The sequence below is a fragment of the Natronomonas marina genome, from assembly GCF_024298905.1.
Taxonomy (GTDB): Archaea; Halobacteriota; Halobacteria; order Halobacteriales; family Haloarculaceae; genus Natronomonas; species Natronomonas marina.
The window spans coordinates 2,773,801-2,786,884 of record NZ_CP101154.1 but is presented as its reverse complement, the minus strand read 5'-3'; the positions used below and the strand labels follow the sequence as shown (position 1 = coordinate 2,786,884).

The following is a 13,084-nucleotide window of genomic DNA, read 5'->3' as shown; positions in this document are numbered from 1 at the left end:
CGTGAGGGATCGTCCGAGTAGGAACGGGATGACGGCGCATCGACCAGCGCCGACTGACGCCGATCGTGGCGCGCACGGCGGAGACGAACCGGGGAGGTCGAGCCGATGACCGGACGGATGGTGACCGACGCCGGGGCTCTCGACCGAAAGCGCGACGAGAGCGAGTCGACGACGACCGAACCGGGCGCACCGACCGACGAGCCGTTCGCCAGCCTGCTCCGGCGTTCGGTCCGGCCGGTCGACCTGCTGGCGCTGCTCGTCGTGCCGGCGGTGCTCGTCGCCGGCGCCCTCCTGCCCGCCGAGACCCGACTCGAACTGGCCTTCTCCTACACGGACCCGACGCTCCCGACCGCGTTCAAGTCGGCCTTCGTCCACGTCGGCCCCGACCACCTGCTGTTCAACCTCGCCACCTACGCGTTCGTGGTCCCGACGGTCTACCTGCTGTCGGTGCTGGCCGGCGACCGCGACCGCTTCTACGTCGCGTTCGTCTCCTTCCTGGTCGTCTTCCCGGTCGTGCTGTCGTTTCTGAACCTCGCGGTCCCGCGGGACGGCGTCTCGCTGGGCTTCTCGGGCGTCAACATGGCCTTCGTCGGCTACCTGCCGGTGGCGCTCGCGGGCTACCTCCGGCGGCACTTCGACGTGACCGACGAGTACGACGCCGCGAGCGGCCTGTTCTTCGCCGGCCTCGTGCTCGTGGCGGTGCTCGTGGTCCGGATGCCGCTCACCGAGGCCGTCGCGGCGGTGGCCGCCGTGGCGGCGCTCGTCCACCTGCGGTCGGCCGCGGGCGGACTCCCGCGGTCGCTACCCGCCCTCGGTCCCGCCGGCTACGCGGAACTCGGCGCCGTCGCCGTGCTCCTCCTGGCGGGCGGACTCGTCGGCGGCTTCCCGCCGGACCTCACCGCCGGCGGCGCCGTCGTCAACGTCTACGTCCACTTCCTCGGCTACGCGCTCGGGTTCGTGGCGACGTACGTCACGTTCCGGGTCGCGCCGGTCGTCGAGCGCTCGCCGCTCGTGGCTGCGGTCCGCGACCTCACGGTCGCCGTCCTGCCGGGCCTCACCGCGGGTTCGTGACTCCCTCACGACCGGAGGCACCGCCACGCAACGATGCCGCCCACCAGCGGCGTTCCAACTGCTGCCCGCCAGCGGCGTCCTGATAGATGACCGCGAACGCGACGCAGACGGTGACTCCTCCGGGCGGACGGAACGGTCAGGCGAGGCCGTCCAGGCGCTCGCTGTCGGCCCGAATCTCCGAGAACCGCCGTTCCAGCCACCGCGTCGCGTCCGGATCGCTCGTCACGATTACCCCGGCCAGTTCCTTCTCGGGGGTGTGTACCACGACCCCGCCCTTCGTTTCGGACTCGGCGTCGACGACGGCGACCGTGTAATCGGGACCGGCCGTCGTCTCGTAGCCCGTGACCCCTTCGAGGTCGAACAGCGCGGTCATGGCATCGGGGGTGTCGTTGCGCAGTTCTCCCAGGAGGTCGGCGTCGAACACGAGTTCGAGGTCCACCCGTTCGGCGAGGTCCCGTGCCAGTTCGATGCCACGGGGGTTCGTGAAGGCCGGCACGTACACCCGGACCCGGTCGTCGGCCGCTCCCAGCAGCGCCTCGAATGCGTGGTAGGCCTCGTACGGACTCGAACCACCGGGCGTGCTCACCTCCGCGTCCGCGAGAACGCTCGGGTCGAAGTCCGCCCCCGGCGGGAGCGATTCGAGCACCTCGCGGCCCTCCAGAACGTCCGACGCCGCACGGACGTACGCCTCGTACTGCTCGAGCAGCAGCGACCCGACGACGGTCGTCCGGCAGCCACCGGGTGCGTCGTTGACCAGGCCCGCGTCCGACAGCGCCGCGACGGCCCGGTTGACCGTCGACCGCGAGCACTCCAGTTCCGCCTCGATCCGCCGCTTCGGAACCCGCTCGCCGTCCAGCAATGCGAGCACGTCGCACCGCTTCGAGACGAGGCCGAGCGCGTCCTCGACGTCCGAATCCGGCTGCATGGGTGTGCATGACGGGCGGGCCCTATTTATTTGCGAGCAAGGCGAATCCCCCGGGGCTTGGCCCCGGGGATGAAGCTGACAACCTGTGACACAAACCACTAAGTGAACGCATCGGTAATCAAGAGACAGCGATGGAGTACAGTCACCGCTACCACGCCTTCCCGACAGACGAGGTAGCGGAGCGACTGGAACGCCATCTCGACGTTCATCGCCAACTCTACAACCACGTCCGCTGGGACTACGAGAACAGTCCCGAGGACGACAAACCGTCCGAGTACAACCAGAACAACAAACTCCCCGAGTGGAAGCGCAAGTGGCCGGTGTTCAGTGAACTGCACTCGAAGGCCGCACAAGCCACCGTCGCTCGCTTCCATCGCAACCTCTCGAACCTTCGCAAGAAGAAAGAGAAGGGATACAACGTCGGTCGCCTCAAACGGCAAGCACCTACCGAATATCGAAGCGTGACGTACAACCAGTCCGGGTTCGACCTCGATGAAAAGAGGGGCCGCGACAGGTTTGCATACGTCCGTTTCAGCAAGATTGGCTGGGTCAAAATCCGTTACCACCGCCCGATTCCCGACCACGCCACCATCAAAGAAGTCACGTTCAAAAAGGAGACGACCGGCGAGTGGTTCGTCTCCTTCGGTCTGGAAACCGACGACGCCAACCTACCCGAGAACCCCGACGTGGACTCGCTGGACGCGAGTAACAGTGTCGGGATTGACCTCGGTATCCAGCACTACATCCACACCAGCGACGGTAAGACTGTAGACTGGCTCGACCTCGAAGACGAGTACGAACGCCTCCAACGCGAGCAACGCAAACTGTCTCGCAAGGAGCAAGGGTCAACCAACTACGAGAAGCAACGCCGAGACGTGGCGAAGGTGAAGCGACACATCCGTCGGAAGGTGCTGGACTACCAGCACAAGATTACGACGTGGCTCGTCCGCGAGTACGACGCCGTATTCGTCGAGGACTTGGACGTGAAGGGGATGCTCGAACAGTCGCACAACGCCCGTAACAAGCAGGATGCGGCGTGGCGACAGTTCATCACGCTCCTCGAATACAAGGCCGACCTGTACGGCTGTCACGTCGTGCAGGTCGAATCACGAGGCACCACGAAAGAGTGTGCCCGGTTTGGCGTGGAGACAGCGAAACCCATCTGGGTACGGGAACACTCTTGCCCGGCGTGTGGATTCAAAACGGATAGAGATGCGAACGCGGCGATGAACGTGTTGCAGAGAGGCTTTTCTGAACTAGGGCTGGGATGGCCCGAAGACACGCCCGTGGAGACTGTGACCGCTACGGACAGGACTCACTTCGAGTCCGTGTCTGCAAGTCACGTCGTGGAAACGGGAAGCCTCGGGGCTTGACCCCGAGGCGATTCACTTGCTCAACCGGTGCGTGGCGGTGCAACCGGTAGGAATACCGCCTCCGTGCTCGCCACTCGGAGACGCGTCATGGATCGAACGGTGGGACGGGCGGTCCCGGTCCGGTCGTCACCTCGGCGACCGTTGCCGGTGCCGGCGGACGCCGGACGGGGGAGACCGTGACCGGTGGAGTCGCCAGGCGCCGGATGCTCGCGTGTCTCGGTACCGGACTCGCGGTCGGCGTGGCCGGCTGTTCGGGTGGCGGCGAGGAGACGGCCGACCCGGACGGCGGGGACGACAGCACGCCGACCGGGGGCGGCGACGGTGGCGACCCGGCCACGGACGCGCCCGACGAGGATGTGGGGGACCCCACCGCGACGCCAACCGACGCCGACGCGATGCCCGTCTCGGGCGTCGAGGGCACCAGCACGGTCGACGGGCTGGAGGTCACCGACGTCGAACGGGTGGACAGCGACGACTACTTCACCGCCTACGTGACCGTCCGCAACGCCGGCGAGCGGTCGACCGACCCCTACGCGTACGGCTACGACGTTGCGCTGTACGACGCCGAGGGAGTCGACATCGCCGCCGGCGCGACGAGCAAGCGGCTGAACGAAGAGGAGATCGCGCCGGGCGCACAGGCGATAGCGACCGTCACCGCGTCCGTCGACGGCAGCGTCGACGACGTCGACGCCGCCAGGGTGACGGTGAACTGCCGGCCCGACACCGGCGACACCGGCGCCTACTGCGCCGACTGAGAGGGGGATGCACCCGACGAACGCACGCGACGCCGGGACCGACCGAACGGCCCGAACTGGGGGGTTCGACCGTTCGAAGTCCCGGCAGCCGGCGATGCGGCTGCGACCCGTTTTCCGTCGCCGGCAGCGCCGACCAGCGCCGCCTCAGACCTCCCGGTCGTAGGCGCCCTGCCGCTGTAGCTCGCCGCGCCGCCGGAGCACCGCGGGCGTCCGGCAGACGCCCTCGGCGCCCGTCACCTGCGGCACGGTGCAGTTGTTACAGCTCTCACAGACGGCGGCGGCCTCCCCGTCGGCCAGCAACCGCGCCGGCAGCCGCGGTTCGGCGTAGAACGGCCGCGCCATGCCCGCGAGGTCGCAGGCCTCCCCCAGCAGCGCGTCGATGCGGTCGCGCTCCCGGAGACCGCCCTCCAGCAGGACGGGCACGTCGACGGCCGCCCGCACGCGGCGACAGAGGTCGGCGTTCCACCCCGACGCCGCGGGGAATCGGCGGGCCTGCAATCGGTTCAGAAACGCGACGGCCCGCGCACGCCGCCGGCTGCCGAACGCCTCGGCGTACCCCGACCGGAACCGCTCGTCGTTCCAGGCGCGCTCCGGGAACGCCCCGCGGACGATGCTCGCGTCCCAGAACGTCGACGTGTGGACGGGCACGAGGGCGTCGAACCCGACGTCGGCAAGCCGTTCGCAGATGCGGACGGCGTCGTCGGCGTCGAGGTGCCGACGCACGACCCGCGGCGCGGCCGTCTCTGCGGGCACCTTCGTCAGGAGCGGCACGTCGCCGGCCCGCGCTCGAATCTCGTCGTGGACCAGTTCGGGAAAGCGGACGCGCGAATCGAGCGAGCCGCCGAACTCGTCGTCGCGGCGGTTGTAGAACGGCGAGAGGAACTGCTGGACGATGCCCATGTTCGCGCCGGCGATGTGGATTCCGTCGTAGCCGGCGTCGACGGCCCGCGCCGCCGCCCGGCCGAAGTCCGCGGCCAGTTCGCGCACCTCCGCAGTCGAGAGCACGCGCGTCGACAGCGACAGCAGGCCGAGCCGATCCAGCGCCCGCAGTTGCCACGGCGGCCGGGAGACGGCCAGTTGCTCCAGGTCGGGGTGCTCGTCCCGGTAGCCGGCGTGCCACGTCTCCATGCTCCGCAGACCGCCGTGTTCGAGTTGCATGACGATGCGGCTCCCGTGGGCGTGTACCCGGTCGACGAGGTCGGAGAGCCGGGCGACGAAGGTCGGGTCGTCGACGCGGGTCATCCCCGGCGCGGCACAGCCGCCCTCGCCGCGGACGACGGTCGCACCCTGACAGACGAGGCCCGCCCCCGACGCGGCCGCCGGCTCCAGTTCCGCTATCAGGCGGTCGACCGCCGCCGGCCCGTTGCCGGCACACTCGAGCAACGGCGCCCGGTAGAGCCGGTTGGAGAGCTCCAGCCCGCCGACCGACACCGAATCGGAGAGCGTGACCATCAGCGACGCTTGCGCGACGAGACACAAGAACCCATCCCCCCGACAGTCCCTGGCGGCCGACCCGCCCCGCGTTTTTAGTTCCGGCGTGCGAACAGCTCCCATGGACATCGCTCCCTTCATCGACGACCTCGTTCACGAACCGACCCAGACCGAGGGCCGCGGCGTCGACCTGACCGCCGCCGGGGTCCACCGCGTCGCCGCGCCCGGCCGCGTCGACTTCGGCGGCGGCGAACTCGAAGCGGCCGACCTCGAGGCGGTCGAGACCGAACCGCGGAACCCCGACGACGACTACGAGTGGTGGCACCTCGACGCCGGCCGGTACCTGCTGTCGTACAACGAATCCCTGTCGGCGCCCGAGGACGTCTCGCTCCTGGTCCAGACCCGCGAGGCGGTGCGGGCCCGCGGCGCCTTCCACCCGACGCTGCACGTCGACTCGCTTTCCGCCGTGCCGCTGGCCGTCGGCGGCGCCGGCCTCCGCCTCAAGGAGAACGCTCGCGTCTCGACGCTGCTCGTCGGGTGAGGCGAGCGAGGCGACCCGGCTATATAGCCCTCGCCAGCCCACGAGAGCCGTTCGTACCCCAATTATAACCGGCTATGTTCCCGGCGGTACCGAGACCGACATGGACGCGACCGATGGGGAGGCGTTCGGCATCGAGAGGCGCCTGGAGCGGGCCGCGACGGCGTTGCGGCGCGAACGGCGGCGGACGGCCGACGAGTTCGAGGCACTCCGCACCTTCGAGGAGCGAGTCCGGGAAATAGAGACCGAGACCACCGTCTCGCAGGGCGGAGCGGTCGCCCGGGTCGGCGTCGCTGCCGGCCCGACGGACGGTCTCGATTCGGTCCGGGAGGCCTACGAGGAGACGGTGATGAGCGCGCCGCACTACGACGAGGAGTACGGCGACAGCTACGTCGAGAGCCTCGGGGCGGAGTTCTCGCCGGACCTGGCGGCCGCACTCACCGACGGCACGCGGTTCAACGCGCGCTGCAAGCGGGCGCTGTTGTCGGCGGCCGGCGCCGCCCGCTCGGCCCGGGAGTCGCTGCTGGGGACGCTGTCGGGGGAGGCCGAGTCGCTGGAAGCGGCCGCCGAGGCGCTGTCGCCCGTCGCCGAGGAGGTGGCCGACCTGTCGGCGCGGTCGCTGTCGGAGGCGCCGTTCGGGACGCTCGACGCCTACCGGGCCCGGCTAACCGTCCTCGAGGAGAACTGCGAGGCCGTCGCCGAGGAGCGACAGGCGACGCTGTTCGAGCAGCGCCGCACGGCCGGGTTGCCGACCGACGCGCCCGACGTCCCACAGTACGTCTACCAGGAGCTACCCTTCGACTACCCGGTCATGTCGGCCGTCGCGGACCTCACGGCGGCCGTCGGCCGCGTCCGGGACGACGTCGAGAGTGCGATGGCTCGCTGTTGAGGCGGGGACGGCGCGTCGCTCCCGAACAGCCGACAGCGTTAGCATCTCCGAGCCCAACGGGAACGTATGCCGAGTTCCTACACCTGCGACTGTGGGGCGACGCTGTCCTCGGGGGACGAACTCATCCGGGAGTCGCGGCCGACCGGCCGGTCGTGGTACTGCCGGTACTGTCGGACCCCGGTGCCGGGGTCGGTGGGCGAGCGCCTGGCCCACCGCGAGGACGGCTCACCGACCGATCGCCGACCCTGACGCGGCCTACGGCGGGGGGTCCCCGGGGAGCACCGACGGGGGGTCGGACGGAACGTCCTCCGGCGGCCCGCCGGCGGGGAACGAGAGCGTCCGGTACTCGGATTCGTCGACGTCGTCCAGCGAGCGGTACTCCTCGCTGCCGACGTTCGCCAGCGTGTCGACGTCGGCGGGCAGCAGTTCCAGTTCCGCGCCGGCGCGGACGAACAGCGGAATCTCGTCCAGCGGCGCGTCGACGGTGACGTACTGACCGCCCTCGACGACCTCGACCGGCCCGACCCGCTCGAAGGCGCCCGTCGCCTCGTCGTACTCGACCGCGTCCCAGAAGTTCACCCACTCGCCGTCGGGGAGGTACAGGCGGCGCTCGCGGGCGCCCTCGGTGACGACCGGCGCGACGAGCAGGTCACGGCCGAACAGGAACTGGTACTCGGCGTCGGCGGCGTACACCTCGGGGTCGTCGGGGTAGTGGAAGGCGAGGTGCCGCATGATGGGGAGGCCGCTCTCGCGGTACGTCCCGGCGGCCTCGCGGAGGTAGGGGAACAGCTGGGTCCGTAGCTTGCAGAGCTTCCGCCAGACGGGCCGGACGTCCTCGTGCCACGGCTGGGCGCGCTCGGAGTCGTCGCCCGGTCGGGGGTACCCGCGCGCCCGCGGCGCCATGACGCCGTTGAACGCGCCGAAGGCCGCCCACCGGAGGAACAGTTCCTCGTCGGCCTTCTCCTCGTTGAGGAGGCCGACGAAGCCGCCGATGTCCGACCGCCAGTAGGCGACGCCGGAGACGCCCATCGACTGGCCCTGGCTGACGGCGGCGGCGAGGCCGTCGGCCTTCGAGTAGTCCTGGTTGGGGTCGCCGCCCCACACCATGCGGGCGTACTGGGCGGTCCGGGTGTAGCCGGCGCGGACGAACTGCCCGAAGTCGGTGCCCCGTCGCTCGGTCGTGAGGGCGTGGCTGGCCCGGTGGTACAGCGTCGGGTAGCGGTTGTGGAGTTCGTAGCCCGTCCGGCCGTCCGCCGAGACGGAGCGCGGCGGGACGTACTCGCCGAAGTCCTCCATCCAGCCGTCGTAGCCGTCCTCGATGGGTTTCGAGATGAGGTCCTGCCACCAGGCCGTCGCCTCGGGGTCGGTGAAGTCGACGACGCCGTGGTACGGGTGGTCCCGCTCGAAGTACGCGAAGTACGGGACCGGGTAGGTCTCGCCGCTCTGGGTCGGGTCGCCGTCGGCGTCGGGCGCACCCGGGGTCTGGAGGAAGTAGCCCTCGCTGTCGCCCTCGGCGTAGGCGCCGTTGGGGTGGTTTTCGCAGACGAAGGAGTTGACGTACGCCGTCACCTTGTAGCCGCGCTCGTGGTCGCGGGCGGTCCGCTCGCGGTGGAACTCGCGGTCGCCGGCCTGGTCGGCACACGGCAGGTAGTGGATGGACGTCTCCCGGACCGTCGTCGGGACGTCCCACTCGCGGAACAGCCTCGTGAGGTCCTCCCGGAAGTCGCCGGGACCGGCGGCCTGGAACCACGGCCCGAATATCCAGTCGGCTGGCTCGGGCTGTCGGCCGACGAACCCGCTGAAGGCGGCGACGGCGTCGGCCGGGTCGGGGCCGGCGAAGACGACGCACTCGAAGGTCGGCTCCCACGTCTCGACGTGCCAGGCGTCCGGCCGGTCGGCCGCCAGTCGGAACTCGTTGTAGTACGTCGACTCCAGCAGGAAGCCGTAGCCGTCGCTGGAGGCGAACCACGGGACGGGGTAGTTCGTGCCCCCGACGGGGCCGCCCTGGAAGCGCTCGCCGACCAGCGGGTCCGTCGCGGGCTTCAGCGCCCCCGTCGAGTAGGGCCCCTCCTCGGTCCAGTTCTCGACGACGCTGCCCGTCTGGTCGACGCCGTCGGAGCGCTCGCCGAAGCCGAGGAACCGCTCGCCCGTGCGGTCGTCGTTCGCCCCGTCGCCGGTCGGTCGCAGGAACGACCACCCCGACTTCCGGACCGCCGCCGGCGCCGAGGGTTCGGCCCGCACCCGCAGGCCGCCGTCGACGCCGTCGACCGTGACGGTCGCCGACAGTCCCGGCACCTCCGTGGCCACCTCGAAGGTCGCTCCCTCCCGGTCGGTGACCCGCGTCGCGTGGACCCACTGGATGTCGGCCTCGACGGTGACGGCCCACGCTTCCAGCGGCGTGTTCTCTGCTTCGGCGACGCTGACGGCGAAGCCGAGCGTCCCGTAGCGGTCGCTGGCGGCTCCCTCGGCGGCCGCTGCGACCGTCTCGGCGGCTTCGACGGGCGCGTCCCCGGTCGGCGGCGCGGCGACCGGCGAGGCGTCGCCGTAGCCGAACCCCGTGGGGCCCTCGCCGTCGACGCCCGAAAAGCGGACGCCGAAGGGGTCCAGCCGAACCTCGGCGGTCATGCCGTCGTGTTCGATGCGTACCGCGTCGTCGTCGGTCTCGACGGTCGGGTCCTCGCCGGCGGGCCGAGGACCGGTCGCCCCGCTCGCGACCGTCGGCAGGCCGGCCGCGACCCCCGTCGCCGCGAGGCTCCGGAGGACGCGCCGCCTCGAGAGGCCGTCAGTCGGCTCCATGGGCCGACCTGCGACCGCTGTGAAAAATGCCTGCTGCCGTCTACCGCGGGTGGTTTTTGTGCGACCTGCGGGGGGTCACCCCCCGACGGCGACTGCCCGCTCGACCGTTCCCGGGAGTCATGCCCGTCGTAGTGGACGGCGCTCAATCAACCCACCGCCGGTCCCCGACAGACGGGACCGAGACGGCGGCCGCCCCCTCACGACCGCGGGGCTACTCGACCGGCCGGACCGTCGCCTCGACACCGTCGGCGGGCCGCAGCGTCGGCGTGATGCGCAAGTCGTCGAGGGCGTCCTCGGGGACGTCGACGTCGAAGTCCCGCACGAGACGCGCGAGCACGAGCGTCGCCCCCGACAGGGCGAACCCGCGGCCGATGCAGGCGTGCGGTCCCGTCGAGAACGGCATGTAGGCGTCGACGGCGTTGGGGTCGCGGCGCTGCCAGCGGTCGGGGTCGAACGTCCCGGGGTCCTCGAAGTACCGCGCGTCGCGGTGGATGGACCACAGCGGGCTGATGACGGCCGAGCCGTCCGCGACGGTGTACTCGCCGAGGGGCTGGTCGCCGTCGGCCTGCCGGAAGACGGCCCAGGCCGGCGGGTAGAGCCGCAGCGCCTCGTGGTAGGCCCGCTTCGTGTACTCCAGGTCGGCGAGGTCGGCGTGTTCCGGCGGGCCATCGCCCAGCACCTCGCGGGCCTCCTCGCGGACGCGCCGGCGAGCCTCGGGGTGCCACGACAGAAGCGAGAGGGTGTAGGTGAGGCTCAGCGCCGTCGTCTCGTGGCCGGCGATGAGGAACGTCGCCACCTCGTCGCGTATCTGCTCGTCCGGCATCTCGACGTCGGGGTTCTCGGCGGCCCGGAGCAGGAGCGTCAGCATGTCGGCGCCCTCCTCGCCGCCGTCGGCCATCGCCGCCCGGCGCCGGTCGATGAGTTCCTCGCTCAGCCCGCGGATACCCTCGGCGGCCTCCTCGAAGGCCGGGGAGGTCCGCGTGGGGACCCACTCGGGTAGCGCCACCTCGACGCCGAACTCGAACTCCCGGCCGGCGACCGACATCCACTCGTGGAACTGCTCGGCGCGGTCGGCGCCGATGTCCTCGCCGAGCAGGATTTCCGAGGCGACACGAATCGTCATCGCGGTCATCTCGCGGTGGAGGTTCAGGTCCTGCCGGCCGGCGGCGGCCCACTCGTCGGCCAGGCGGTGGGCGCGCCGACCGGTCGTGTTCGCGTAGGCGGTCACCTGCTTGCCGCCGAAGGCCGGCGCCATGACCGACCGCTGCTGCTCCCAGAGGTCGCCCTCGCTCTGGACGAGGCCTTGCTCGGCTATCATGGCCGCGGCGTCCTGGGCGGGCACGCGCGGGAAGTTCTCGCGGCGCTCCAGCGCCTCGGCGACGAGGTCGGGATTCGTCAGGAGCACCAGCGGCGGCCGGCCGGGAATCGGAATCGCCGTGCCGTCCTCGAACCGCGCTTGGATGCCCTCGAGGAACCGGAAGGTTCCCGTGCCGAACCGGACCGCGTTCAACAGGCCCGCGTCCGGCGGGGCCGGGAGTGGACGCGACATACCCGAGAGTAGGGTCTCACCCGCTTGGGGCTTTCGCGCCCGGCAGAGGGTTCCGCATACGCGGTCGACGGCCTCCCCGAGCCGTGGGCAGGCAGTACGACGTTCGACTCGCTCGCCTCGCCCCGGCTCGCAACCGCTGGCCACCACCGCGTTTATGCCCCGCCCGGCGGTATCGGGACCGATGCCGACGCTCGACGTCACCGCGGATCAGAAACTCGACAGCAATCTCTTCGTCACCGTCTCGGGCCGGTCCGGTTCCGGGGTGACGACGCTGTGTGAGGCGCTCTCGGAGGCGCTGGACTGTGGCTACGTCTCCGGCGGCGAGGTGTTCCGCGAACTCGCCGACGAGCGGGACATGAGCCTCACCCAGTTCGTCGCCGAGGCCAGTGCCTCCGAGGAGATCGACCGCGAGATCGACCGCCGCCTGCGCACCGTCGCCGAGAAGTGGGGCACGGCGAACAAGGCGTTCATCCTCGAGTCACGGCTCGCTGGCTGGATCGCGGGCAACCGTGCCGACCTCCGCGTCTGGCTGGACGCCCCCGAGGAGGTTCGGGTCGACCGGACCGCCGACCGCGAGGAGATCGGCGCCGAGATGCGCGTCCGGGACGTCATCGACACCAAACGGTACGAGGACTACTACGGCATCGACATCACCGACCGCTCCATCTACGACCTCTCGATCAACACCGCCCGCTGGAGTCCGGCGGGCGTCCTCGAACTCGTCCTCACCGCGATCGAGACGTACGAACCGACCGACGACGAGGGTGCCGTTCCGACGCAGGATCTCGAAATCTGACGGCGACGCCGGTTCGTTCGGCGCCGGTTCTCACCCGGCCGGCAGCGTCAACACTGGCACCGAACAGGTGCGCACGACCCGCTCGGTCGTGCTCCCGAGGAGGTGTTCGGCGACGCCCTCCCGGCCGCTGGTCGGCATGATGACGAGGTCGGCGTTGGCCTCGGCGTACTCGACGATGATATCGTGAGGCTGCCCCTGGATGACGGCGTCGACGGCGTCGATGCCGCGGGCCTTCGCCCGGTCGACGTACTCGTCGACGATTTCCTCGCCCTCCTGCTCGAGGACATCGACGACGTCCCCGCCGACGGTGGTCACGCTGTCTCTGGTCGTGTCGGCGACGTAGAGGACGTGCAGCCTCGCGCCGAAGGTCTCGGCGGCCGCCACGGCCCGCTCGAACCCCGCGTCGGCACCCGTCTCGCCGTCCGTCGGAAAGAGGATGTCGTCGTACATACACTCGACGTCGGGTGGCAGCCACAAAAGCGGTCCGGCGGAACCGCTCAGAACGTCAGATGCGACGTCGAGGAGGGCGAACCGTCGTCGTCGATGCCGCCCTCGCCGACGAACTCGAGGTCGTCGTCGGTGAGGTACACCTGGCCGTGCCGGACGGCGATGTCGACTTCGACGAGCGTCGAGCCCGCGGCCTTCCCGTTGTCGCAGTAGCCCGTCTCGGCGTCGAACATCGAGCCGTGTTTCGGGCAGATGAGCCGGCCGTCGCGCACGGCGGCGCCGTTGCCCCGGTCGAGTCGCTGGTCGGTCTCGTGCTGGCAGAAGTTCTTCCACGCAGCGACGCCGTCCTCGAGATCGACGAGGACGACCTCCTCCAGGCTCCCGTCGGGTTCGCGCACGGTAAAGAGGTACGTCCCGACCTCCGGAATATCGTCGGTAGCGGCGACGAGGCTCGCACACATGGCCGTCGTTCCGGCCGTGACTGACTTAAACGTACAGACCGGAAGTTTCAGGA

At 70.4% G+C, this 13,084-nt stretch carries 13 protein-coding genes; 7 read left to right on the top strand and 6 right to left on the bottom strand.

What is annotated here, in order from left to right; genetic code table 11:
- The first annotated feature begins 105 nt into the window (after positions 1-105).
- Positions 106-1,071: a hypothetical protein gene (locus tag NLF94_RS14870; RefSeq protein WP_254838412.1), complete on the top strand. Its 966-nt coding sequence runs from the start codon at positions 106-108 to the stop codon at positions 1,069-1,071.
- A gap of 136 nt (positions 1,072-1,207) precedes the next feature.
- Here NLF94_RS14870 and NLF94_RS14865 read toward each other — a convergent pair whose 3' ends face one another.
- Positions 1,208-1,996, bottom strand: coding sequence for a helix-turn-helix transcriptional regulator (locus NLF94_RS14865; protein ID WP_254838411.1), 789 nt, complete (start codon positions 1,994-1,996; stop codon positions 1,208-1,210).
- Between the two features lie 131 nt (positions 1,997-2,127).
- On the opposite strand from NLF94_RS14865, the gene NLF94_RS14860 reads away from it, so the two are divergent.
- Together NLF94_RS14860 and NLF94_RS14855 are read left to right on the top strand one after the other, a co-directional pair.
- A complete protein-coding gene (locus NLF94_RS14860) occupies positions 2,128-3,369 on the top strand; it encodes an RNA-guided endonuclease InsQ/TnpB family protein (RefSeq protein ID WP_254838410.1) in 1,242 nt (413 codons plus the stop codon).
- A 176-nt stretch (positions 3,370-3,545) separates the two neighbouring features.
- Positions 3,546-4,124 (top strand): hypothetical protein, encoded by a 579-nt coding sequence (locus NLF94_RS14855; RefSeq protein ID WP_254838409.1) that lies wholly within the window; start codon positions 3,546-3,548, stop codon positions 4,122-4,124.
- A gap of 144 nt (positions 4,125-4,268) precedes the next feature.
- Here the strand turns inward: NLF94_RS14855 and NLF94_RS14850 are convergent, their stop codons facing one another.
- The gene (locus NLF94_RS14850) at positions 4,269-5,576 is read right to left on the bottom strand and encodes an oxidoreductase (protein ID WP_254838408.1); all 1,308 of its coding nucleotides are present in this window, start codon (positions 5,574-5,576) and stop codon (positions 4,269-4,271) included.
- 100 nt (positions 5,577-5,676) lie between these two features.
- On the opposite strand from NLF94_RS14850, the gene NLF94_RS14845 reads away from it, so the two are divergent.
- From NLF94_RS14845 to NLF94_RS14835, 3 genes are all read left to right on the top strand, one after another.
- The gene (locus tag NLF94_RS14845; protein ID WP_254838407.1) at positions 5,677-6,096 is read left to right on the top strand and encodes a dCTP deaminase/dUTPase family protein; all 420 of its coding nucleotides are present in this window, start codon (positions 5,677-5,679) and stop codon (positions 6,094-6,096) included.
- 100 nt (positions 6,097-6,196) lie between these two features.
- Entirely contained in the window at positions 6,197-6,982 is a 786-nt protein-coding gene (locus NLF94_RS14840; protein ID WP_254838406.1) for a DUF7260 family protein, read from the top strand.
- Between the two features lie 66 nt (positions 6,983-7,048).
- On the top strand, positions 7,049-7,231 hold the full coding sequence (locus NLF94_RS14835; RefSeq protein ID WP_254838405.1) for a hypothetical protein: 183 nt from the start codon (positions 7,049-7,051) through the stop codon (positions 7,229-7,231).
- Positions 7,232-7,237: 6 nt separating this feature from the next.
- Here the strand turns inward: NLF94_RS14835 and NLF94_RS14830 are convergent, their stop codons facing one another.
- Positions 7,238-9,778 (bottom strand): TIM-barrel domain-containing protein, encoded by a 2,541-nt coding sequence (locus NLF94_RS14830; RefSeq protein ID WP_254838404.1) that lies wholly within the window; start codon positions 9,776-9,778, stop codon positions 7,238-7,240.
- Positions 9,779-9,989: 211 nt separating this feature from the next.
- A complete protein-coding gene (locus NLF94_RS14825) occupies positions 9,990-11,327 on the bottom strand; it encodes a cytochrome P450 (protein WP_254838403.1) in 1,338 nt (445 codons plus the stop codon).
- A gap of 181 nt (positions 11,328-11,508) precedes the next feature.
- On the opposite strand from NLF94_RS14825, the gene cmk reads away from it, so the two are divergent.
- On the top strand, positions 11,509-12,123 hold the full coding sequence (cmk, locus tag NLF94_RS14820) for a (d)CMP kinase (RefSeq protein WP_254838402.1): 615 nt from the start codon (positions 11,509-11,511) through the stop codon (positions 12,121-12,123).
- 30 nt (positions 12,124-12,153) lie between these two features.
- Here the strand turns inward: cmk and NLF94_RS14815 are convergent, their stop codons facing one another.
- Together NLF94_RS14815 and NLF94_RS14810 are read right to left on the bottom strand one after the other, a co-directional pair.
- A complete protein-coding gene (locus NLF94_RS14815; protein WP_254838401.1) occupies positions 12,154-12,573 on the bottom strand; it encodes a universal stress protein in 420 nt (139 codons plus the stop codon).
- A 47-nt stretch (positions 12,574-12,620) separates the two neighbouring features.
- Positions 12,621-13,031, bottom strand: coding sequence for a Rieske (2Fe-2S) protein (locus tag NLF94_RS14810; RefSeq protein WP_254838400.1), 411 nt, complete (start codon positions 13,029-13,031; stop codon positions 12,621-12,623).
- Positions 13,032-13,084: the final 53 nt, after the last annotated feature.